The sequence below is a fragment of the Flavobacterium branchiicola genome, assembly GCF_018383905.1.
GTDB lineage: Bacteria > Bacteroidota > Bacteroidia > Flavobacteriales > Flavobacteriaceae > Flavobacterium > Flavobacterium branchiicola.
On record NZ_JAGYWA010000008.1, the window covers coordinates 51,942 to 77,558 of the forward strand.

10 protein-coding genes are annotated in these 25,617 nt (G+C 35.2%); 8 read left to right on the forward strand and 2 right to left on the reverse strand.

Features of this window, described 5'->3' with window-relative positions; all coding sequences use genetic code 11:
* From KHA98_RS19465 to KHA98_RS19485, 5 genes are all read left to right on the forward strand, one after another.
* Entirely contained in the window at positions 1–504 is a 504-nt protein-coding gene (locus KHA98_RS19465) for an RNA polymerase sigma factor (RefSeq protein ID WP_213259570.1), read from the forward strand.
* Entirely contained in the window at positions 494–1,108 is a 615-nt protein-coding gene (locus KHA98_RS19470; RefSeq protein ID WP_213259571.1) for a hypothetical protein, read from the forward strand. Before KHA98_RS19465 ends, KHA98_RS19470 begins: the two co-directional genes overlap by 11 nt.
* A 452-nt stretch (positions 1,109–1,560) precedes the next feature.
* A complete protein-coding gene (bioD, locus tag KHA98_RS19475) occupies positions 1,561–2,181 on the forward strand; it encodes a dethiobiotin synthase (RefSeq protein WP_213259572.1) in 621 nt (206 codons plus the stop codon).
* A gap of 66 nt (positions 2,182–2,247) precedes the next feature.
* Positions 2,248–3,519, forward strand: a complete 1,272-nt coding sequence (gene bioA, locus KHA98_RS19480; protein WP_213259573.1) for an adenosylmethionine--8-amino-7-oxononanoate transaminase — start codon at positions 2,248–2,250, stop codon at positions 3,517–3,519.
* Positions 3,520–3,659: 140 nt separating this feature from the next.
* Entirely contained in the window at positions 3,660–4,826 is a 1,167-nt protein-coding gene (locus KHA98_RS19485; RefSeq protein WP_213259574.1) for a beta-ketoacyl synthase N-terminal-like domain-containing protein, read from the forward strand.
* 74 nt (positions 4,827–4,900) lie between these two features.
* Here the strand turns inward: KHA98_RS19485 and KHA98_RS19490 are convergent, their stop codons facing one another.
* Complete coding sequence (locus tag KHA98_RS19490) at positions 4,901–9,124, reverse strand: T9SS sorting signal type C domain-containing protein (protein ID WP_213259575.1); 4,224 nt, start codon at positions 9,122–9,124, stop codon at positions 4,901–4,903.
* A 374-nt stretch (positions 9,125–9,498) separates the two neighbouring features.
* The gene (locus KHA98_RS19495) at positions 9,499–9,969 is read right to left on the reverse strand and encodes a regulatory protein RecX (RefSeq protein WP_213259576.1); all 471 of its coding nucleotides are present in this window, start codon (positions 9,967–9,969) and stop codon (positions 9,499–9,501) included.
* Positions 9,970–10,267: 298 nt separating this feature from the next.
* Here KHA98_RS19495 and KHA98_RS19500 point away from each other — a divergent pair, with 298 nt between their 5' ends.
* The 3 genes from KHA98_RS19500 (at position 10,268) to KHA98_RS19510 (ending at position 25,367) form a co-directional block, all read left to right on the forward strand.
* A complete protein-coding gene (locus tag KHA98_RS19500; protein ID WP_213259577.1) occupies positions 10,268–15,415 on the forward strand; it encodes a beta strand repeat-containing protein in 5,148 nt (1,715 codons plus the stop codon).
* A 163-nt stretch (positions 15,416–15,578) separates the two neighbouring features.
* Complete coding sequence (locus tag KHA98_RS19505) at positions 15,579–19,436, forward strand: T9SS sorting signal type C domain-containing protein (protein WP_246522440.1); 3,858 nt, start codon at positions 15,579–15,581, stop codon at positions 19,434–19,436.
* A gap of 576 nt (positions 19,437–20,012) precedes the next feature.
* Positions 20,013–25,367: a fibronectin type III domain-containing protein gene (locus KHA98_RS19510; protein WP_213259578.1), complete on the forward strand. Its 5,355-nt coding sequence runs from the start codon at positions 20,013–20,015 to the stop codon at positions 25,365–25,367.
* Positions 25,368–25,617 lie beyond the last annotated feature (250 nt).

Here is a 25,617-nt window from a genome sequence, read left to right on the forward strand (position 1 = left end):
TTGAAGGGAAAAGAACACGAGTTTTTGAATAAAATGGAGCGCCATAAAGGAATCTTGTACAAAGTTTCTAAGATGTATATGGACAATTCTGATGATCAGCAGGATCTTTTTCAGGAGATTGTTTGTCAGCTCTGGAAATCATACGATTCTTTTAGAAATGAAAGTCAGTTTTCGACCTGGATGTATCGGGTTGCGATTAATACGGCAATTGTTTTTTTAAAGAAAGAAAAACGTAAAGTTGATAAATATGAAATTACATCGGAGAATATTAAAGAGGATGAAGGCGATTCTCAGATAAAAGAAAGTCAGCTGGATCACTTTTATAAAGCAGTTCAAAAACTGGAAAAGATTGACAAGGCGATTATTTTTTATCAGTTAGAAGGTTTTTCGCATAAGGAAATTGGAGAGAATCTCGGTATATCTGAAGGGAATGCAAGAGTGAAATTGAACAGGGCAAAAGAAAAACTAAAAGAAATTATTAAAAATCAGGGCTATGGATTTTAACGATATACAAAACGCATGGAATAACGAAAAGAGCGAAAATGTTATTCTTCCTAATAATCTGGAAAAAATACAGGCAGCACACACGCCTCTGGACAGGATTAAAAAAAATCTAAAAAATGAATTCGTTTATCAGATTTTTTCAATTGTTGCAATTGGCCTGGTACCTTTATTTTACGAGTTCCCGAGAAAAATAATCATTTTGTATTATTTGCTTTTTAGTTTTTACGTGGTGGTTTGCGTTTATTATTTAATAAAATTTTACAGTTTTTATAAAAGACTAAGTGCAATAACTTTAAAAACTAAAGATAGTTTATACGAAACGTATTTTGATATCAGGTTAAATATGGAATTGTATAAAACGTTTGGGTTTGCCTTAACGCCATTTTTAATCTTGTATTTAATTGGTATTTTTTATTACTCAGCTGCCAAAGTTCCCGGATTTCTATCGAAAGAGTTTACGAACAATCAAGTAATAGCATTGTTTTCGGTAGTGGTTTTTACAATGGTTTTTATGGGAATTTCATTAGAATGGTGGGTGAAGAAATTTTACGGCAAATCTGCAGATGAAATAAGGAAAGTAATTGACGAATTGAGAGAAGAATAAATAAAAAACAGAACCCATCGTAATGATGGGTTTATTGTTTAGTGATATTTTGTATGATAGCACACTGATATAACGGATTTTACGGATTAACACAGATTGTCATCAATAAGTGTTAAATAGAATAAAAAAAAATCGCGTAAATCCGTTGAATCAGTACCATCAGTGGTCTTTAATCATTGCAAAAAGAATTAAGGCTTTATTGGGGAGGGTCACAGATAAAACGAATTAACACCAATTGCCTAAAAGCATTAAAAAGAAATAAAAAATGAAATTTTAATGAATAAAAAATAGAACCCATCGTAATGATGGGTTTATTGTTTATTGGTATTTTTGCATGCTGGCACACTGATAAAACGGATTTTACGGATTAGCACAGATTGTCAATAAACATAAATAAAAATAAAAAATTCGCGGACATCAGTTCAATCTGTATAATCCGTGGCCAAAATAGCATGAAAATATTTGTAACAGGAATTTCAACCGATGTGGGTAAAACCATAGCTTCTTCAATTATCGTTGAATCCTTAGAAGCCGATTACTGGAAACCAATTCAGGCGGGAGATTTAGATAACTCAGACAGTCATAAAATAAAAGCCAGAATTTCGAATGAAAAAACAAAAATATTCGAAAATAGTTATAAGCTAAATACACCCGCAAGTCCACATTTGGCTGCAGAAATTGACGGAATCACAATTGATTTAAAGGAGATTAAAGAGCCAAAAACCAAAAATCATTTAGTTATAGAAGGGGCTGGCGGAATTTTTGTTCCACTAAATGAAAAAGATACAATTATAGATTTAATTCAACCCGATTATAAGATAATTGTAGTTTCAAGACATTATCTGGGGAGCATCAATCATACTTTACTAACGATTGAAGCAATTCAGTATCACGGATTTAAAATCGACGGAATTATCTTTAGCGGAAGCGAAAACAAATCAACGGAAAGTTTGATTCTGAATAAAACAGGAGTAAAATGCATTGGAAGAATAGAGGAAGAACCTTATTTTGACCAAAATGTAATTAAGGAATATGCCGATTTGTTTCGTGAAAATCTTTTACAACTTCAATAATAATTGCAATAACAATTTCAAAAATTAATGTTAATCTGAAATCGTTAATCAAAAATCATCAATCGTATGACTTTAACAGAAAAAGACAGCCAATACCTTTGGCATCCTTATACACAGCACAAAACATCTCAAACTCCAATTGCCATTTCAAGAGGTGAAGGAGCATTGCTTTGGGACGAAAACAATAAAGAATATATAGACGCGATTGCATCCTGGTGGGTAAATCCGTTTGGGCATAGTAATAAATTTATTGCCGATGCCATTTATAAACAATTAACTACTTTAGAGCATGTTTTATTTGGAGGTTTTACACACGAACCTGCAATAAAAGTAGCAGAAAAACTGATGGAGATTTTACCTAAGAATCAACAAAAAATCTTCTTTTCAGATAATGGTTCAACAGCAGTTGAAGTAGCGATAAAAGTTGCATTACAGTATTTTTTTAATAAAGGAGAAAAGCGCACCACAATAATCGCTTTTGAAAATGCTTTTCACGGTGATACTTTTGCTGCAATGGCCGCAAGCGGAATTTCATTTTACACACAGGCTTTTCAGGGAATGTTTATAGACGTTGTTCGAATTCCGGTTCCGGTAAAAGGACAGGAAGAAGCGAGTTTTGATGCGTTGAAAAATGTCATTGAAAATCATAATTGTGCAGGGTTTATTTTTGAGCCTCTGGTTCAGGGTGCAGCCGGAATGGTTATGTACGAACCGGAAGCTTTGGCAAAACTAATTGAGATTTGTAAAGAACATAATGTTTTAACAATTGCCGATGAAGTAATGACGGGTTTTGGTAAAACGGGAAAAACTTTTGCAATGGATTATGTGGATGAAAATCCGGATATGATTTGTCTTTCTAAAGCGTTGACTGGTGGAACCATCCCGATGGCAATTACCACTTTTACTCAGGAAGTTTTTGATGCTTTTTATGATGACGATATTAATAAAGCGTTGTTTCATGGACATACTTTTACCGCAAATCCAACAGGATGTGCGGCGGCTTTGGCGAGTATAGATTTATTACAGACCAATGAAATGCAGGCCAATATTGCACGCATCAATAAAAGCCATCTTGAATTTCAGAGCAAAATTGAAAATCATCCAAAAGTTGTTACAGCCAGAACATTAGGTGTTATCTTTGCAGTTGAAATTAAATCTGAGGCAGAGGAAAGTTATTATGGCTCAATGCGCACGAAACTCTATAATTTCTTTATTGATAAAGGAGTTGTTTTAAGACCGGTTGGGAACATTGTTTATATTCTTCCTCCGTATATAATGACAGACGTACAACTTCAAAAAGTGTATAAAACTATTGAAGAAGCTATAGTAATGGTTTAAAACTGAACGGAAGATTTAACGGATTTTACTGATTTTGTGTTTTAAGATTAATAATCGGTGTAAATCAGTAACATGCGTGTAATCGGCGTTCCATTTTTAACAAAACTTCGCGAACTTTGCGTTTTTAAAATCCACAAAAATTGAATAAAAAAATATCCATAACCGCTTTTTCTTCTATTTCTCCATTAGGAAATAATGCTGAAGAAGTTTGGGGAAAATATAAGGAAGAGCAACATTGCTTTTCAAAACAATTTTTAGATCAGCAGGAAACTTCGGTAGCTGCATTAAGTTCTGAATCTAAACAAATTGTTGCTCAAATACGAGAATCAGATTCTAAATATAAATTCCTGGATGACTCTGTTTTATTTGCTTTGGCAGCTTCTCGAAAAGCTGTTGAGCAGGCAGGATGGAGTTCTGACGATGTTTTCGGAATCAATATTGGTTCATCAAGGGGGGCAACCGATTTATTCGAAAAGCATTATAAAGAGTATATAGATACCGGAAAAGCACAGACTCTTGCGTCTCCAACAACAACATTAGGAAATATATCTTCCTGGATTGCGCATGATTTGCAAAGTGTTGGTCCCGAAATTTCGCATTCAATAACCTGCTCTACTGCACTTCATTCTTTATTGAACGGAGTTGCATGGTTAAAATCCGGTATGGCGGATAAGTTTTTGGTTGGAGGAAGTGAAGCGCCTTTAACTGATTTTACAATTGCTCAAATGCGGGCTTTAAAAATTTATTCCCGTATTGATCAGGATCAGGAGAACTGGCCCAATTTGGCTTTTGATTTTGAGAAAACCCAAAACACCATGATTTTGGGCGAAGGCGCTGCAGTTTGTTGTTTAGAAGCCGGGGAAAAAGAAAATGCAATCGCTTATGTAACGGGAGTTGGATATGCAACGGAGATTTTAGAACACAATATTTCGATTTCTGCGGAAGCAACCTGTTTCCAAAAATCAATGAAAATGGCTTTAGAAGGAGAAAATCCTGAAGATATTGATGCAATTGTAATGCATGCACCCGGAACCATAAAAGGTGATTTGACGGAGCTTCGTGCTATTGAAAAAGTATTTGGTTCTAAGTTGCCTTTATTAACTACAAACAAATGGAAAATCGGACATACTTTTGGAGCTTCAGGGATTCTGAGTTTAGAACTGGCTCTTTTAATGATGCAGAACGATACATTTATTGGTGTGCCATTTGGAGAAAATCAAAATCAAAATAAAGCAATTAAAAAGGTTTTAATTAATGCAGTTGGTTTTGGTGGAAACGCAGTAAGTGTTTTAATTGAAAAGAGATAACTAATAAAGTATATTTTGAGTATAAAAAAACCATTCCAATCTGGAATGTTTTTTTTATGACCAATTATTTTGTTCTATTGAAGAAGAACTTTTTTAGAAACGACAAAGTCATTGTCTAAAGTTACTTTTACAATTAAAACCTGATTACCAGATTGTAAATTTGAAAGTTGTAATTCAGATGCGTTTACTTTCTTTTTATCATAAAGCAATTTACCTGAAATATCATAAACAGAAACTTCTTTTATCATTTCTTTTGATGATAGAACTTTAATGATTTTATCTTTTACAGTAACTAAAACACCGTTTTCAATGTTTTCATAGTCATCGATTCCAAGTGTTTTATTCGTATAACGAAGAACAAAACGATCTGTAAAAGTACCGATAGCTGTAGTAAAAGTATAATTACCTGCACGTAGATCTATTATTTGTCCTGTCTTTTTATCTTCAAGAAATACCGCCTGATTTGTAAATAACCCGTCACCATGATCAATTGCGATAGTGAAATCACCGGCAATTGTAGTTACATATCCCAACGGAATTAGGTCAGTTTTCTCAAATGGCAATGCGCGTCCCTGAACAGTAAGTTTATCAGTATCATTAATACTATAAAAATCAAGGTAAGTATTGCCGCTCATTGTCCATCCATCATAGTTATTATCCCATCCATTTGTTGCGCCATCTACGTAACCCACTAAAACTTGTTTGAAAGCGCCTTTAGCATTGGTAAGATTCAACCAAATACGATTTTTTTCAATTTCATCAGAACCATTGGTTTTGTAAAATTGTTTGTTGTTTGCTGCAACTCTCATATCATTGGTAAACTTCACCTTAACATTGGTAGACGGAGTTGCAAAGAACGCCTGTCCAGCAGCGATTTTTCCCAATGGTTTACTTCCGCCAGTTTTCGCCGGACCAGTTGCTACTCCGCCAGCTAAAGTATAAACAGCATAGTCATTAACGGTATAATTGTATTTCGCATCACCCAAAACGGCATCACTTGGTGGGCTGTTATGTGTCCAGAAATACAATGCACCAATGTCATTTCCTGCAAGGGAATTTATTTTGATTAATTTATCTGCATCTATCGCTGATGGATACGGATTTCCTAATAAATAAGAACGAGTAGCAACAGGAGTTATTTCGATATCACCATTGTTTGGTGTTCCAAAAAATGAGGCATTATAAACTGCAGGAATCTCTATGCTGTAAGTTTGTGGCGCTCTTACTATATAGCCATTACCAGGAGTCATTGTCATTGTTCCGTTGTAATTAATTTTCCATGCATCAGTAGCAGAGTCGTAATTATAATATTTGTCAGCTAAAGTTCCCGGTGATAATTTTTTAAGCGTAAAGTTTGATGATGCAGTTACTGGAGAAGACCAGAAAGTAAAATCATAACGACGAACAGGTGCACTGGTTCTTTGTAATTCGAAAGAGCTTATATCTCCCGTAAACATTGTTTTGCTAGTGTTATTTTGTAATAATGAACCTCCGTTTTGTACTAAAAGTTTACCACCTGTGGCAACGGTTATATTTTCGTTTACTGTTAATGTTTTGTCAGCCGGAATGATAAGGGTTGCTCCTGCTTTAATGGTACACGAACAAACTTCAATATCCGATTGCAGTGTTGTACTGCCCGATATTGTAATTGCTGTTACACCAGTCGGAGCATTACCTGTTCCGTTATAAATAGTTTCAACCGGAATAAATTTCACATTTACATTGGCATCACCACCATCTTCTCTTAAGCGAATTTCGACTCTTGAGTTTTTATTCAGAGAATAATTTTTATCAAGAAAAACAGATCCGGTAGAATAACTTCTGGTAAATACTAAAACATCATCAATTCGAATTTCTGTTACATCATCATTGCTTACAACCTGAATTTGGTAATCTCCACATGGAAATCCTTTTCTTCTGTGTGTAAGGGTAAAATTGTCAACTTGTATTGGAGCACCTTGCCATTGCGCAGAACTTGAAGGAGATAATTTTTTGTTCCAGAATGATTCAGAATTCAGATTTAAATTAGAGTCAACATAAGTTCCGGCATAACTGGTTTTGATATTATCCAGATTTAAATCAGCTTGTGTAAAACCAAAAACATTCCACACATTATCTCCATAAGGAAGAGATTGATCTCCTTTTACCAATCCGTATAAAAATGATACTCTTGAAGCGCCTGCTTTTTCGTAGTATTCCAGCATAAAAGTATGGGTTCCTGCTGTACTGATAGTATATTGACCAGTATATCTGTTATAACCATGATCACCCCATGAACCTGAAGGACTAACGGTTACTAAAACATTATCAACATATAATCGAACTCCATCATCACCACCAATATTAAAGTTGTAAGTTCCGGCTTCGGCGTTAGTTTGCATTAAATAACGAACATAGAATCTGTCGCTTGGCACGGTGCCACAAAAGGCATCGGCCTCTACGCTGGCATCACCAGTAATTGTTCCGGTATCAATATTGCGATCAAAATTAGGGTTTTCTGCAACAGTACCTACGTAAGTTGTCATCGCAGGATTATCTCCCGTATAAGTATAAACATATCCTTTCCAGTAATTAATTCCCGGAGTTAAAGTTGCAATACAAGGCGGTGCTGTAACGGTAACCGTTACTGTCGCTGATGAATATGAAGTTCCTTTAGTTAGTGTGTAGGTAAAAGAAGTTGTTCCTGTAAATCCTAGTGTTGGAGTAAAAGTAATATTACTTGTACCATTAACCACAACAGAACCACCAGTGCTTGGTTGTGTAGAAGTTATTGAAGTAGAGGAATCGTAATTTTCATCATTTGTTAAAATAGGAATATTTATAGCTGTTTTATTATCTGTATTTGCAGTATCAGGATTTGCAATTAATAAGTTGGAAGAATCTACAATACCTGTAATAGTCGGACCTAATTCTCCTCCTACGTCGTGTTTTATTTTGAAATAACCATTTGATACATCAGTTACACCATAAGGGTATATTCTAATATAAAAGGTCTGATTAGTTAAACTTGTAGCCGTAACATTAGCAGGGAAATTCATAACAACTTCTGTGTCAGTGTTTTTTACTGTGGTAGTTTCGCCCTTAAGAATTTTTCCTCCATCAGTAAAGTTTGAATCTGTAGAATATCTTACCTGATATTTAGTTGGTCCTGTACTTCCGTTAGGTGAGTTGTATATAAATCTAAACTCTGAGAGAATTAGTTTATAATTCGGTTTTGGTTTAACACTTACTTCAATATATTTATTAAGATTAAGTGCATTCGTGTTTTGCAAATTACTTATATTAAAGTAATTTGAATTTGAGCCGCTATTTGTAATTAAAGTTAAGCCACCTGCAGTGATGTCGTTTCCTATTATGTTAGGATCTGTTACCACAGCTTTTGGTTTATCTATTGCACCGTTCCAGATAATCAATCGAGGTGTAATTTCAGTAACGATAATATAAACTGTTGCGGTAGAGGTTTTTACTCCACTGGTTAGAGTGTAGGTAAAAGATGTAGTACCCTTAAAGTTTGTGGCTGGTGTGAAATTTAAAATATTATTCGTATTTGTCACAGTTCCATCATTAACAGGAGGCTGTGTATAAGTCATAGTTGCTCCGGTATAATTAGTGTCATTCGTTAACGGATCAAACGCAATTGCTCTTTTTTCCTGAGTAATTATATTATCATTATTTGCATTCAAGATCGTTGGATCGTAAGTTGAAACCGTCCCAGTAATGGTTGGAGTAGTGCCTCCAGTGCCAAGAGTATTTTCGTTTGCTAAAAATATTGGAGAATTAGGGTCACTATTAGATTTTAATTTATAGCCATATATGCGTAAGGTTAAAGTTTCTCCAGCATATAAAGTAATATTTGAAAGATCGAGTGATTTTGTTGGTTTTGCAGAACCTGAATTAGAAGCCGTGGCCTCATCAATTAATAAAGTACTTGTTGCAAAAGCATCTTTAGAGTAGCGTACTTGGTATCTATATACGTAACCGTTTCCATCTTTTTCATAAGTAAATTTAAAAGCGTTTAGCTTGATTTTATATCCGGTTTTTGCAGAAACACTGACCTGAAAATATTTAGTATCATCGATGCTAAATGATGTCGGCCATTGAATTCCCATAAAGCCTTGCCATTGTACAGGAGAAAATGAGATACTGGATCCATCAATATTTCCTGCTGATACAGCTGCTGTAAAGCCTGAATTAATAGTAGGTGATGCATTTGTTGGGCCATTCCATTTTACAAGGTCAATTTGGGAGAATCCAAAAAAAGGTAATAACAACAAAAATAAAAGTAGAGTTTTTTTCATATTAAATGGCGTAAATCAGGTTGTTATGCTGGCATAGTAAATTAGCCGCACAAAGATAGATACATCTACGAGTTTCAAATAATGATGGTTTTCTAAAGGCTAAATAATCGACGAAGTGTTTGAATAAATCGTTGAAATACACTCTGAATTTTGTGTTTTTATGGATATTCCTATAAATATGAGGTTTAAAAAATAAGAAAAACCGTAAAAATCACACTTAAAATGATTAGTTCTTAAATGAAAAAGCAAAAAAACGCGAGATAGGGTGAATATTTTTCAAAAAATAAACATTTGTATAGGAGAGTATTTTCTGATAAATGGGGCTTATTTGGAAGGATTATTATAAGTCGCAAAAAGGCATAAAAAAATGAAACTTAATTTTGTTCCATTTCCTGTACTTTTTCATAAACCAAACTACTTTCGTAACCACGACGGAGGAGATAGTCGCAGAACTTTTTTCTCTTTTTTAGTTTGTTGTTTTCGGTAATGCTGTTCCAGCATCGTTCTGAAAGTTGGCCAAGAGTTTCTAAATACTCTTCGGGAGAAATTTCTTTTAATGCGAGATTAATATTGGTAGAAGAAATGTTTCTCAATTTTAATTCGTTTGTAATCCTGATTTTCCCCCAAAATTTAATACGATGTTTCCCTCGCGCGAAACTACAGGCAAATCGGGTTTCGTTTAAAAAGTTTCCTTCAATTAGCTGAACCACAATTAAATCTATTTCATCGCTGGTCATTTTAAGACTATATAATTTTGAAACCACTTCATCATGACAACGTTCCTGATAGGCACAAAAGTGTTCTAGTTTCTGTAAAGCTTCTTTGGGAGTAACAATTGATTTCATGGCTTTTTTCTTTCTTTTTAACTATAAGTGCTAAAAATAATCATTTTGATGTTAAAATTTGCGTAATAATTGTGCTTATTCTTAAAAAGTATTTTCTTAAAATGTTGTGTGTGTGCGGAATTAATATATTTTTGTGCGATAATCTAAAAGATTAAAATCTGCTCAAACAAAACATTTTAAACAATTGATTGGATGGTTTTTGAAACCAAAATCAAAAGCATTTCGTACATGTATTAAATGCTGTTTTAGGTTTAGTTTGAGATAAAAAAACAAATTTATAATAAATACCACAGTATATATGATGAGAAAATTACTTTACTCGTTTTTATCGATTATTTTTTTTAATTCCTCTAAGGAGAAATCTTTTAGTCCTGGCTTAAGATTACTTTGTTTGGGGATGTTTTTTGTTGTGAATGTTGGATATAGCCAGAATACTTGGATTGGTGGAAATGGAACCAATGCTGGTCAAAGAAGTAATTGGCATAGAAGTGGAAATTGGTCTGCTAATAGAATTCCTCTTGCGACTGATGACGTTTTAATTCCATCCACAGCTAGTTATAATCCCACTATATCTTCAACATCGCCATCAGCAGCAGTGTGTGCAAACTTGACTATAGAAGCGGGTAGAGTTTTAACGGTTTCAGATGCTTTAACCGTAGGAGGGACAACTTCTTTATCCGGAACCATAAATGTTGGGAATACTGCAGGAACCAAGAGATTTATAGGATTGGTAACAGTTAATATTGGAGCTTCTTGGAATAATTCAGCAAATTCTGATATTAATTTTAGAGGTGGTATTACAAATAATGGAACCTTTACGTCTGGTACAGGTATACAAACTTTTGATAGTAATACGCAGCAGCTAACGGGTAATTTTAGTATAAATAATGTTACTGTTGCCGGTTCTGGAATAGTTTTAACGAATAATAATACATTAACCTGTTCAACTGCACTTTCAGGAAATGGTTCCCTCACAAATTTAGGAACTTTAAATATTGGAGGTACATCAGGCATTACAACATTAAATGCTACAACAATTGGTAACACAGTAAATTATACCGGAACAGGAAACCAAACCGTAAAAATCACGAATTATTATAATATTGGTTTTTCAGGTGGAGGTACTAAGGCAGTTGGGGGAAATAATAATACTATTACAGTAAATAAAGATTTTAGTTTGACAGGAGGTAAATTCGTACTGAGCAATAACACAAGTAATACTTTAACGATATCTGGTAATTATAATCAAACAGGAGGTATTTTTGATTTTAATGCCGGGACTTCAGGTACTAGTATAGTTAATCTTAAAGGGAATTTTAGTAATACAGCGGGAGCTGATTCTTTTACAACAATTGGTGTGGTTGCAAATGGAATTTTAAATTTTAACGGAACAGGAAATCAAATACTTAGTGTTTCTAATGTGGGTGCTGGAACTTTTGTGAAGTATAATGTAGGCGCAACGAGTATATTAAAATTAACTTCAGATTTCACTTTAAGTACTGCTTTTACAAGTGATACAGATCCTTGGATGGGTGAGCTAAACGTAAGTGGAACAGTTGACTTGGGTTTGTTTAAGGTTTATCCTTCCGGAGGTAGAGGAACCTCTGGAACTGCAAAATTTATATTAAATTCAGGAGCTACATTCATAACAGCAAATGCTGGAGGTGTAGACGGATCAGTTCCTGTTTCAGCTGATATGGTTCGTACTTTTAGTAATGGAGCAAACTATACTTTTAATGGTACAGTGGCTCAAAATACTAGTGCTGGGATGCCTGCCACTGTAAATAATCTTACCATTAGCAACACTCATGCTTCTGGAGTAACTTTGAATAAAGCAACCACTGTTACTCAGAATTTTTCTGTAACATCTGGTTCAGTTGCTAATTTAGGTACTGGTCTTACACATACTAGTTCTACTTTAACTCTTGGTGGTGTAGTTATGATTCCAGGATCTTGGGGAGCTACGGCTTCAGGAGCACTAAATAAAAACGATACATATTTTGCTGCTGTAACAGGAATTATAAATAATACTTGTACGTCTCCTACAATTACTGGGCAGTCACAACCTTTGACAATTTGTGAAAATGGAGGTGGGAATTTTTCAGTAACATCATCGACAGCTGGAGTTACTTATCAGTGGCAATATTCGTCAGATTCTATAAATTGGTTCAATATAGATTCAGCTTTAGGATCTAGTGTATCGGGATATACAACTAATAATTTGGGTTTGAGTAACACACCTTTGGGATGGAATGGTTATAAAGTGAGATGTGTTGTAAGTAATAATTTATGTGCTGTTAATTCGAGTTCAGTTTTGCTTACAGTAAACTCTAAACCAACAATTACATTAAACAAAACGGATGAAACTTGTGCGTCATCTAATAATGGAACTATTACACCAGTTCTTTCAGGCGGACTTAGCAATGTTAGATATATTAAATTAACACAAAAATATGTTAATGCAGATGCATGGCAGCAAGTAGCGGAGATACAGGCTATTGAGATTTTCACAGGAACTAATGTCGCATTATCAACTAGTGGAGCTTCTGCAACTGGAAGCTCAACGTATAGTAATAATCCTGGAGTATATGGTGCACAGAGAGCAATTGATGGGAATCCGGCAAGTTTTTGGCATAGTAATTCTACAAACATTAATGAATATATAATAGTTGATCTAGCATCTGCGAAGAATTTAGATTATTTACGAATTTATAATCGTTCCGATTGTTGTCAACAAAGAGGACAAAATATGTTGTTAGAATTACTTGATGCATCAAGTAATGTACTTTATACTAAAACGGTTGATCTTTTTGAAAATGTGTTAGCTTCACATTATATAGATGTGAATGTCTTAGATGTTTCGTGGAACGACCCAGCGACGGCTTTAAACAGAACAGGTTTAGATGCTGGGACTTATACTTTAAATTTTTCCGATGCAGGAGGTTGTTCTACAAGCTCTCAGGCTACAATTGCTACAACTAATCCAAATACTTCAATTACAAGTCAGCCTTCAGTTTCTACAATTTGTGCAGGAGCAAGTACTTCATTTAGTGTTGCGGCTTTAGGAGCTGCTTTAACTTATAAATGGCAAGTAAGTACAAATGGAGGCTCAACTTTTAGTGATTTATCAAACGGAGGTGTATATTCAAATGTTACGGGTGCTACTTTGAATATTACCGGAGCTACAGCAACAATGAATGCATATCAGTACCAAGTTATTGTTACCGGGACTTGTTCTGCGATAACTTCTAGTAGTGGTGCTTTAACAGTAAATGACAAGCCAACAATCACTGCAATTACAACCCCATCAGCATTGTGTGCAGGAGGATCATTAAATGTGACAACACCAACAGTTACTGCAAATGGTTCTACAGTTTCTGCACAAGACTGGCAAATTGAAACAGCAGTTTCAAGCGGATCATACGTAAGTTTGACTTTACCATACACAGTTGCATTAGCAGATGATGGTAAGACAATTAAATATTCTGCTACCAATGGTTGCGGAACAACAAATAGCAATTCAGTTATTCTAAAAATCAACGCAAACCCAACAACACCTGTAGCGACACCTACTCAGCCAACTTGTGCACAGCCAACAGGAACTATTACAGTTTCTAGTCCTGCACCTGGGACAGGAATTTCGTATAGTTTAAACGGAGTTACTTTTCTAAATACGAACGGAGTGTTTGCAGGACTTGCAGAGGATACTTATACTGTTTATGTGAAAAATGGTTCTGGATGTATAGCATCTGCAACTCCAATAACTATTGCATCGACAGGTTCGATAACATGGACTGGAAATACAAGTACAGACTGGAATACACCAAGTAACTGGTCACCAGCGGTGGTTCCGACGCTAACGGATTGTGTTTTAATTCCTAATACAGGAGTAAAAAATTCGGTAATAGGTACTAATGCAAGTGTACATTCTATTACGGTAAATAACGGAGGTTCATTAACTGTTTTATCTGATAAAATTTTAACAGTTACAGAAGGTATTACAGTTGGAGCAACAGGTTCTTTCGTTTTCGAAAATAATTCAAGTTTAATACAAACAAGTACGAGTAATAGCATTAATACAGGAAACATTACATACAAACGTAATTCAGCGCTAGTACGCCGTTACGATTTTACATTCTGGTCTTCTCCTATTAAAGCCTCTTCTGTTTTTACACTTAAAAAATTATCTTCAGCAACTCTGGCAGATAAATATTATAACTTTGATGCTGCAACATCAGCATGGAAAATTAATTACAATGGTACATTGACAATGATTCCGGGTAATGGTTATATAGTAAGAGCACCACAAACTTTTGATATAACATCTCCAGCAATTTATCCTGCTTCCTTTATTGGGACGCCAAATAATGGTGATATCGAAATAATACCAGTTGCAACTCATTCTTATTTATTAGGAAATCCATATCCATCTGCTTTAGATGCGAGAAAATTTATTGAAGATAATGCCCTTGCAGGAAATGATGTTGGAGCCTTGTATTTCTGGACACACAATAGTCCGCCAAGTAGTGCAGTTGCCGGTGATGCAAAATACAATTATACTGTTAATGACTATGCTGTATACAGTTTAACCGGTGGTGTAGCAACGGGTCCTGCAGATACAGGTGGAAGCCAACCATCAGGAAAAATTGCTGCGGGTCAGGCATTTTTTGCAACTCCATCGACCAATGTTAAGGTGAAGTTTACTAATGATATGAGAATTGGTGCAAATAATAATCAATTTTATAAAACCAATACTTCTAATACAAACGAAGAAAATCGTCTTTGGCTGAATTTTACTAATACTAAAGGGGCTTTCAAACAAGTTTTAGTGGGTTATGTAAGCGGAGCTACAAATGGTTGGGATAATAACTACGACGGCTGGACAATGAGTGGTAATACTTATCTGGATTTCTATAGTATTAATGAAGCTGATAAACTTACTATTCAAGGACGTGCAGTGCCATTTGAGAAAACTGACCTAATTCCATTAGGATATGTAACCTCAATTGCAGGTGATTTCACTATCGCAATTGATCATGGAGACGGATTATTTACAAATCAGGCAGTTTATCTTGAAGATAAAAAAACAGGACAAATAGTAGATCTTCGTGCTGGTAACTATACTTTTACTACCGCTATTGGTACTTTCGCAGATCGTTTTGTTCTTCGTTACACTAATAAAACGTTAGGTACTGGAGATTTTGAAAATATCGAAAATGGCATTTTAGTTTCATCAAAAGATAAAACAATTAAAGTACAATCTTCTGTAGAAGCGATTAAAGAAGTGACCATTTTTGATGTAGCCGGAAAATTAGTTTACAATAAAAAGAAAGTGACTTCAAACGAATTGCAGATTACAAATTTACAAGCTGCGAATCAGGTTTTATTAATAAATATTACCTTAGAAAATGGTTTTACAACCACTAGAAAAGTAATCTTTCAATAGAGAAATAAAATAAAGGAAATTATAATTTTCTTTCCTTAGTTAAAAAGCCATTTGCTACATAACAGCAAATGGCTTTTTTTATAAATATCACTAAAAGTGGGTATTGTAAGGCTAAAAAATGAATTTTAAATTCGAGGTTATTTGCTAATCTGATTTTTAGACTTTGAAGAGAAATTTATTTTATACGCTTATATTGATTGTATCTTCCTGGAGTTTTGGACTTCATGCACAACAAGGAAAAATTGATATAAATTTCAATACAACAGATGATGGTTTAACAGGAGACGGATTTGATCTTCCAGTTCAGACTTTGTCTTTGCAGCCTGATCAAAATTTGATTGTTGGTGGCGAATTTTTAAATTTAAACGGTGTTCCAGTTCCCTTTTTAACACGTCTAAAACCAGATGGAAGTGTCGATGAAACTTTCAACACCGGAATCGGTTTCAATGGTAAAATATATGCTTCTTATGTTCAGCCGGACGGAAAGATAGTAGTAGGTGGAAATTTTACTTCTTTTAACGGAATTAACGCGGGAAGAATTATTCGCTTAAATTACGATGGGACTTATGATGCGTCATTCAATAGTACATTGGCAGCAACAAGCGGAATAATCTACGAAATTACACCACAATCAGATGGTAAAATTATTATCACAGGCAGCTTTACAAAGTACAATAATGTTACCGTAAATCGTATCGCCCGTCTTATGTCTGACGGTTCATTAGATACTTCTTTTGTCACAGGTTCCGGATCCTCATCTAATATCATGTATGCAAAAGTTTTACCTGATGGAAGAATTTTAGTGGCTGGAAATTTCACAACGTTTAATAATATATCGAGTAATAAAATGATTTGTCTTAACCCTGATGGAAGTAGAAATACAGATTTTTCTTCAGGTTCCGGATTTGACGATGATGTTACTTCGATGATACTTCAGCCCGATGGCAAAATTATTATTGGAGGTAAATTTACGTCTTACAATGGAAGTTTGGCAAACAGAATTATCCGGATTAACAATGATGGTTCAGTAGATCCAAATTTTTTCTCAGGATCGGGTTTCAATTCAGGAGTTGTGCAGGCCATTAAAATTAACCTAAAGGGAGAAATAATGGTGGGCGGATCTTTCACAGGTAATTATAATGGTGAAGCAGTTAATCGAGTTTGTTTATTAAATTCAGACGGAAGACTTCTGGATACTATAGACTTCGGGACTGGCCCGGGTTCTGCCTCAGTTCTTGCTTTAGAAAATGATTTAGAAGATTCGTGGTATATAGGAGGATCCTTTTCGGTTTTTGATGGTTTAAATCAGGGACGATTAGCTAAAATCAATACGGAGAAAGAGTATGATACCAGCTATTTATCTGCGGGAGTAGGTTTTGATAATTCGATTTACAAAGTACTTCCATTAGAAAATAGAAAAATGATTGTATGTGGTAATTTCAAAAAGTTTAATGGAGAATTTGCTTCCAGAATAACGAAACTTCTAGAAGACGGAACATTAGATTATTCTTTTAATAATGGACAATCCGGAGCTAATAATTTAGTAAAAGCAGCAGCGTTACAAGCTGACGGAAAAGTCATTATAGGAGGTAATTTCACCAAATATAATGATACCAATATTAATCGAATTGTTCGTGTTTTAGAAAATGGCGCTATAGATCCAACATTTAATATAGGGTCTGGCTGTAATAGCCAGATTTATGCTATGGCAATTCAGGCCGATCAGAGAATACTGGTGGCTGGAAATTTTACACGTTACAATGATTTACCGGTGGGACGAATAATTAGATTATTACCTAATGGAACCATTGATACTTCTTTTGATGTCGGTTCAGGCGCTGATGCTATTATTGAAAGTATTTTAATTGAGCCTAACGGAAAAATAGTAATTGGCGGACGCTTTACTACTTTCAATGGAATGGAAGCCGTTCATTTAGTACGATTAAATGCTAATGGAAGTATCGATTCCGGATTTAACATAGGAAAAGGCTTTGATAAAAATACATACGCAATGGCATTGCAATCGGACGGGAAAATAATTGTTGGAGGTAATTTTCTAAGTTTTAACGGAATTCCTCAAAAACGTATCTTGAGATTAAATCCCAACGGACAATTAGACACCTCTTTTAATTCGGGTTCAGGTTTTAATAAAGGCGATGTCCGAACTATTTTGATACAACCCGATGATCGTATTTTAGTTGGCGGGACATTTTCTGGTACTTATAATAATCGTCCCTCTTTAAGATTACTGCGTTTAATGAAATCTGGAAGTTATGATGATACTTTTGACGCCCATCTAAATAATAAATTATTCACAATGGATTTTACTTCAGATAATAGGCTTATTATAGGTGGAGATTTTAATTCAGTTTCGGGAATTTCTAAACATAGAATAGCAAGGTTAAAACTCTGTCTAGATGCTACAATATGGAATGGAACTTCCTGGTCGAATGGCTTTCCATTTGGAGGTAAAGAAGTTTTTTTTACTGCGGATTATAGTTCTTTGACCTCTGCAGATATTTGTAGTTGCACTATAGAAGAGGGAAAAAATGTTACTCTTTTAAGTGGAAATACTTTGGGAATTGAATTTTCATACCAAGGTTCAGGAATACTAACTATAGAAGATTCAGCAAGTCTTTATCAGACCGATGATGATATGATAAATACTGGAATTGTTCATTTAAAAAGAAATACCACCCCATTATTAAGATACGATTATACATTTTGGTCTTCACCTGTAGGTAATCAAAAGTTAGTCGATTTTTCTCCAAATACCTTAGCCGATAAATATTTTTCGTACGATTTTCATATAGAAAAATGGAGACAGGAGAAACCATCAAGTGAGATGAAAATTGGAACGGGATATATTATCAGAGCACCCCAGTATTTTTCAATTACCGATCGTTCCATGTTTGAAGGAACATTTAAAGGGATTCCCAATAATGGAAAAATTCAGGTAAAACAAGGGATGCCTGATAAGTCTAATTTAATTGGTAATCCATATCCATCCACTCTCAATGCAGATGCTTTTTTGAGAAAGAATGCCTCAGTTCTAAAAGGAGCGTTGCATTTTTGGACACATAATACCCCAATAACCAATTTAGAATACACAACAGATGATTACGCGACCTACAATCTATTAGGCGGAGTGGGTACCAGAGCATCTTTATCAATTGGCGAAACTACACAGATTCCAGACGGAAAAATAGCATCAGGACAAGCATTTTTTGTTGTAGGTAAAAGTTCGGAAGATATTGAGTTTAATAATAGTATGCGAAGTACGGATAGTAATTCATTCTTTTTTAAATCGGTAAATAAAGAAGAGAGAAAGCATAATATTACGACGGAGAAGCATCGCATCTGGCTGAATTTTGAAAATAAAACAGGAGTTTTTAAGCAGATTCTAATAGGATACATACAAGGAGCCACAGATTTATTTGACGATCAATATGATGCTGAATCATTAAACGGAAATCCATACGCAGATTTTTATAGCATTATTGAAAATAAACAAATGGTAATTCAGGGGCGGGGATTGCCTTTTGATATGTCCGATACAATTTTTCTTGGTTTTACAACTACAATCGGTGGTGATTTTACAATTAGCATCGATCATGAAGATGGGCTATTTAATACTCAGGATATTTTTATTGAGGATAAGGATTTGAAAATAATGTATAATCTTAAGAACGCCCCCTATTCTTTTAAAACCCAAAAAGGAACTTACGACAATCGCTTTGTTTTAAGATATACAGACAATACATTGGCGACTAATAATTTAGACAGTAAAGCAAATGCCATTTTGGTTTCACTGCATAATCAGATGATAAAAATTGATGCTGGTAAGGAAGTAATAAAGGAGATAATGATTTTTGACATGTCTGGAAAATTACTGTATCAGAAAAATAAAATTAAGGATAGTGGATTTTCGATACAAAGTAATCAATTTCATCACCAAGTTCTTCTCATAAAAATAACAACAGAAAACGGAAAAACTACAACCCAAAAAATCGTTTTCTAAAATTAAAATTTCATCAAAATTTTAAAACCATTTTTTAATGCAGAAATGGTTTTTTTTTGAATTTTTTCATCGGCAATTTTCATTACCCTGACGTTTTTTTTCTAATATTTTGTTTGATTTTTTTTAAATCGGCTTTTTGAATTGAAAAAAGTCAAAAACAGTCATTTAAATAAATAGATGAGTTACAAAATTTAAATGATGAACTACATTAAAAATTAAAAATTATGGGAATTTACTCTAAAATATTTTGTTTTTCAAATATATTTAACTGTTTTTCGATTAATTATTTAAATTTTGTACATTGTTATTAGGATTTTGTTAACTGTTTTAGTTTCTTTTTTTGATCTGAAAAAAGTGCTATTATTTTCAAAAAACGGTGTAATTAAAATTCCTTTTTCATGCCCCCCTTATCTACATTAACGTACTGAGTGTTAAATTTAAATACCACTATTTTTTTATCTCCTCAATAAGTAGAATTTTCTTTTCGTGCCAGTTTCAGTTTGTGGTATTTAAAATTATAAAATGATTTTCATAAGAGTTTGGATTTAGATTTTAATAATTTTAAAATATCGCCATATGAAAAAACTTTTACTTATATCAGTATTCATTTGTTTGCCATTTTTTCTTATTGCACAAACTACTACCACATTTACTACTGCTGGTACGCAAACGTTTGTAGCTCCTGCAGGAATTACTTCAATTTCAGTAGATGCTTGGGGTGCAGGTGGTGCAGGTGGTAGTTCAACTAATCCAGGTTTTAGTGGTGCTAGAGGAGGTTCAGGGGGTGGAGGTGGAGCTTTCGCCAACGCAACATTAGGAATTACTTCCGGCGCATCTCTAACTGTAGTTGTAGGTTTAGGAGGTAAAGGAGTTGCAGGTGCAAATGGTGGTGCTGGTGGTTTCTCTGCGATTACAACTTATGCGATTAGAGCTGATGGTGGGAAAGGCGGAATTGTTAATACCGGAACTCCTGCAACTGTTTTAGGTGCCTCTGGAGGAACAGTTGCGGCATCTACGGGAACAACTAGAACTCCAGGCGGAAATGGTGGAGATGGTGAATCAGGGATAACAGATGAATCAGGAGCTTTGATTAATTCTGGTGCCGGAGGAAATGCTGCCAATGGTGGAGGAATTGGCGGTGCACCCATTACAGGTGCTTTCGTTAGCAATATTGGTAACAACGGTAACTCTCCTGGTGGAGGCGGTAGCGGTGGTAAATCTTCATTTGTGTTTCCTGCGAGAAAAGGTGGTGATGGGGGAGATGGGAAAATTGTGATAACATTCAATTGCCCTACATATAGTTTAGATACTACCACAGCCACCGCAGTAAATGTTTGTTCAGGTTCTTCTTCTGAAGTTACTGTAACTGGAAATTTACCGATTGGTTTATATTCAGTATCCTACGAAATACAAGGAGTTGCACAAACTCCTGCTTCTATGAAAGTGACAACTGCTGGTACAGGATCTTTTATCGCCACTGGTTTTACTACTGTAGGAACTAAATTTATTAAAATAACTGCATTGACATCAGGATCAAGTACTAATGCCGCAGAAAATTGTACTAGCACTATAAATGGAAATAATACAGCTACTGTTGAAGTAAATTCTTCCGGAACCGCTCCAGTTGCTACAGCAGTTAGTAATGAAACATGTACACAAATAACCGCAAATTGGCAAGCCGTTGCCGGGGCTGTTTATTATGAATTTGATTTATCTACAGACAGTGCTTTTGGTTCGTTTGTAACGGGGTATTCCGCATTAAATGTTGGCAATGTCTTGTCATTAAATATTACTGGCTTAAGTACTGTAACTTATTATTATCGTGTAAGAGCATTTAATGGAACTTGTTCCAGTTCAAACTCGAATACTATAACATATACAAATCCTCCTGCTCCTACAGCACCGACCGGTAATAATGTTACAGGAAATTCTTGTACACAATTTACTGTAAACTGGAATGCAGTTACTAATGCAACAAGTTATACAGTTCAATGGTCAAATGATAATTTTGTTAATAACATATTGACCGCTGCAAATCTAACCACAACGACTTACACCATAATCGGCTTAAGTACAGGTAATACATATAAATATCGCGTAACAGCAATAAATCGTTGTGGGTCAGGAACATATACAAGTGGGAATGTTGTGACGGCTAATACTTTACCAGGTACAATTTCAACAATTGGTGGGGCAAATAATATTTTTTGCGATTCTTTCAATGCAAGATGGACTCAAACATCTTCTGCAACGAGTTATTTATTGGATGTTTATGAAACTGTTTCAGGTACGTTTGTTTTACAAAATTTTGACGTGGGAAATGTCGCTAGTTATCAAGTAAATAATTTAGTTGGTGGTAGAGGATATTCTTATCGGGTAAAAGGGAAAAATGGTTGTGGAAATAGTGTCAATTTTTCAACAGTACGAACGCTGACAACTTCGTCAGCTGGTCCAGCCACGCCAGCAAATGTTACAGTTCCGGCCGCAACACTTTTATGTACAGGATTTACGCTTTCATGGAATGCTAGTTCGGGTACTGTAGATTATACCGTTCAGTTATCAACTACTAATGCTTTTCCAGCAGACGCGACAACTCAAACAATTACAGGAATTACAACAACCAATACTGTATTTACAGGATTAATATCTGGATCAACTTATTTTTATCGAGTTTTGGCTAGAAATGGTTGTGGTTCCAGTGCTTATAGTGCAACGTCGTCAGTTATAATTCTTGCTGCTCCAGCAACTCCAACAATAACTCCGGTTAATACCACTATTTGTCAAACAGATGGTGTAACGCTTGCCCCGGTTAGTCCAAACGCTGCTTATACTTATGTATGGTCAACAGGAGAAACCGGACCAAGTATTTATGTAACTAGTGCAGGTAGTTATACCGTGAGGGCAGAAAGCGCTGGTGGTTGTTCAAGTGCAATGTCGGCTGCGGCTACGGTTGCAATTGATAACTTACCCACTGCTGTTGCGGGAGGATCGCAAACTATCTGTTCCAATCAACCGGCGACAGTTTCGGGAGCATCTTTTTCTAATGGAACAATTCTATGGACATTTAGCGGAGGAGCGGGTACTCTAACAAACCCTACATCAATCAGTCCAACTTTTACACCTTCATTAGGTGGTCCGGCAAGAACTATTGTTTTAACTATGACGGTAACGAGCCTTGCTTCAAACAAATGTGCTCCACAAATTGCTACAGCCAAATATACACTAAACATTCAGGCGGCGCCTACGGTTTCTATTGCAGGTTCGCAAACGATTTGCTCAGACGGATCAATGACAGTGGCTGCCGGTGAAGCAAATGCCGCAAACGGAACCATTTTATGGACACATGATGGAACTGGAACGCTTACAAATGCAACTACTTTAACACCAACTTATGCGGCGGCAGTAGGAGATAAAGGAAAACAAGTTACTTTAACTTTAACCGTAACGGCATCTCCAGCTTGTAGTACAGCTTATGTAGTGTCAGATATTTACCCAGTTGTTGTACTTGCAGATAATACTGCTGCAGCACCATCTTCAACCCCTTCTTTATGTGTAAATACGTTGATGACAGATATTACGCATGAAACTACTACTGCAACAGGAATAGGAACCCCTGTAAGTTTACCTGCAGGTATTACAGCAAGTTGGGCATCAAATACAATTACTATTAGTGGGACACCAAGTGAAACGGGTGTATTTAATTATAGTATTCCGCTAACGGGTGGTTGTGGAATTGCAAATGCGACGGGAACAATAACAGTAAATCTAAATACTGCCGGAGTCGCATCATCATCGCCAACAGTTTGTGCACATTCAGCAATGACTGACATAACACATACCACTACCGGTGCAACCGGAATTGGAGTTGCTACAGGTTTGCCAGCGGGAGTTACAGCAAGTTGGGCGTCTAATACCATTACAATAAGCGGAACACCTACCGTGGATGGAACTTTTAATTATAGTATACCATTAACAGGTGGTTGTGGTGCAGTTGCTGCCACAGGAACAATTACAGTTAATCCGTTGCCTGCTACACCAAACGTAGGAACAATTACGCATCCAACCTGTGTAAATGCAACAGGAAAAATAGAATTAATCAGTTTGCTTTCGGTTTCAAACTGGACCATTATTCAGACTGGTACGGTTTCTCAAACCTATTCAGCAACAAATTCAGATTATACAATTGATAATTTAGCACCGGGTACGTACTCCTTTAGTTTTCAGCAAGGGTCAGATTGTCCATCATTACCAACAGCAAATATTGTAATCAAAGCACCAGTTACTAATATTTGGAATGGTACTGCCTGGTCTGTAGGAAGTGCTCCTCTTAATACAGACAGTATAGAGTTTGCAGCAGATTTTCAATCAACAGGAAATATCACAGCTTGTTCTTGTAAAGTTGATGCGGGAAAAACAGTTACGATAAAATCAGGGCATACTTTAAGACTTGATAATGAACTTACGGTCGATCCGGGAGCGGGCACCAATATGATATTCGAAAATAATGCAAGTTTAGTACAAGTCAATGATGTTCCTAACACAGGAAATATTACCTATAAGCGTAATACGACTGCTGTTCGCCGCTATGATTTTACTTTTTGGTCCTCTCCCGTTACGAGAACACCAGCATTTACATTAAATAATTTGTCACCAAATACGTTGGCTGATAAGTATTATAGATATGATCCGCTAAATGGATGGGTTATAATTTACGGCGGAAATGCACAAATGGAAGAAGGAAAAGGATATATTATTAGAGCTCCGCAAAATTTTGATATCAACACTCCTGCCGTTTTTAATGGATCTTTTATTGGAGTTCCTAATAATGGAGATGTTACTTTTACGGTGGCAACTGCAGAGAAAGATTATCTTATCGGTAATCCATATCCCTCATCAGTTTATGCAGATCAGTTTATTGTTGATAATACAAATGTTTTGTATGGAACTTTATACTTCTGGACACACAACAGCCCACCTAGTAAAGCAGTGGCCGGAGATGCAATTTACAATTATACGACAGATGATTATGCAACCTATAATTTATCAGGAAGCGTTGTTGTTGGATCTATGCAAGGTCAGGGTGCCGGTACTGCAGGAAATCAGAATCCGCCTTCAGGTTATATTGCGGCAGGTCAGTCTTTCTTTGTTACTTCTAAAGGTACAGGAAATGCCATCTTTAATAATCAAATGCGTTTTGATGGAAATAATAGTCAGTTTTTTAAACAAAGTAAAACCAGTAAAGGATTGGCTGAGCTGGAAAAACACAGAGTTTGGCTTAATTTCACCAACACTCAGGGCGCTTTTAAACAAATATTAGTTGGTTACTGTGAAGGAGCAACGGATAAATGGGATGATAATTATGACGGAAAAAGTTATGACGGAAATAAATATGTCGATTTCTACAGTATAAATGAATCTCTTAATTTGACTATTCAGGGTAGAGCATTGCCATTTAATGAAAGTGATAAAGTTCCGCTAGGTTACAAATCTACGATTGCAGGTGATTTTTCTATTTCCATAGATCATGCAGATGGCAGCTTGAGTACACAGAATATCTATCTGGAGGATAAGAAAATGAATGTAATTCATGATTTGCGGGAAAGTAACTATTTGTTTACAACCGCTATAGGAACATTCGATGATCGTTTTGTTTTACGTTATACTAATAAAACACTGGGAACAGTCGATATAGAAAATCTTTTAGATTACGTTTTGTTTTCTGTTAAAGACAAAATAATAAAAGTAACATCCAGTAAAGAGATCTTAAAAGATATTTACATTTTTGATTTATCAGGAAAACTCATCTACAGTAAAAATAAAATTGGTGAAACCGAAATCCAAATCACAAATCTGCAATCATCAAATCAGGTATTGATGATTAAAGTTGTAGGGGACAGCGGTCACTCAAAAACTCAGAAGATTATTTTTTAAAACCACAAACATTTCAACATTGGTTATTTAAAAAGCCATTCCGTTTTTACGGGGTGGTTTTTTTTATGATAGAGAAAAAGCTTTTCTGTTAATAGGGTGTTATTTGTTTCTTTCTTTAAGGGAAATGATTAATAAAGCGATACAAAAATGTTAAAGTCATAATTTTTAACTTAAAGTTTTTGAATGTGTTGTAAAAAAAATCGTACCTTGTTGTAAGTCTTTATCGACAAACATACATATAAGCCCGTTA

What these genes read in the sequence shown, in the direction of transcription:
- bioD (WP_213259572.1), top strand. Translation starts at nt 1,561, where the DNA reads ATGAAAATATTTGTAACAGGAATTTCAACCGATGTGGGTAAAACCATA.
- KHA98_RS19490 (WP_213259575.1), bottom strand. Translation starts at nt 9,124, where the DNA reads ATGAAAAAAACTCTACTTTTATTTTTGTTGTTATTACCTTTTTTTGGA.
- bioA (WP_213259573.1), top strand. Translation starts at nt 2,248, where the DNA reads ATGACTTTAACAGAAAAAGACAGCCAATACCTTTGGCATCCTTATACA.
- KHA98_RS19500 (WP_213259577.1), top strand. Translation starts at nt 10,268, where the DNA reads ATGATGAGAAAATTACTTTACTCGTTTTTATCGATTATTTTTTTTAAT.
- KHA98_RS19510 (WP_213259578.1), top strand. Translation starts at nt 20,013, where the DNA reads ATGAAAAAACTTTTACTTATATCAGTATTCATTTGTTTGCCATTTTTT.
- KHA98_RS19470 (WP_213259571.1), top strand. Translation starts at nt 494, where the DNA reads ATGGATTTTAACGATATACAAAACGCATGGAATAACGAAAAGAGCGAA.
- KHA98_RS19495 (WP_213259576.1), bottom strand. Translation starts at nt 9,969, where the DNA reads ATGAAATCAATTGTTACTCCCAAAGAAGCTTTACAGAAACTAGAACAC.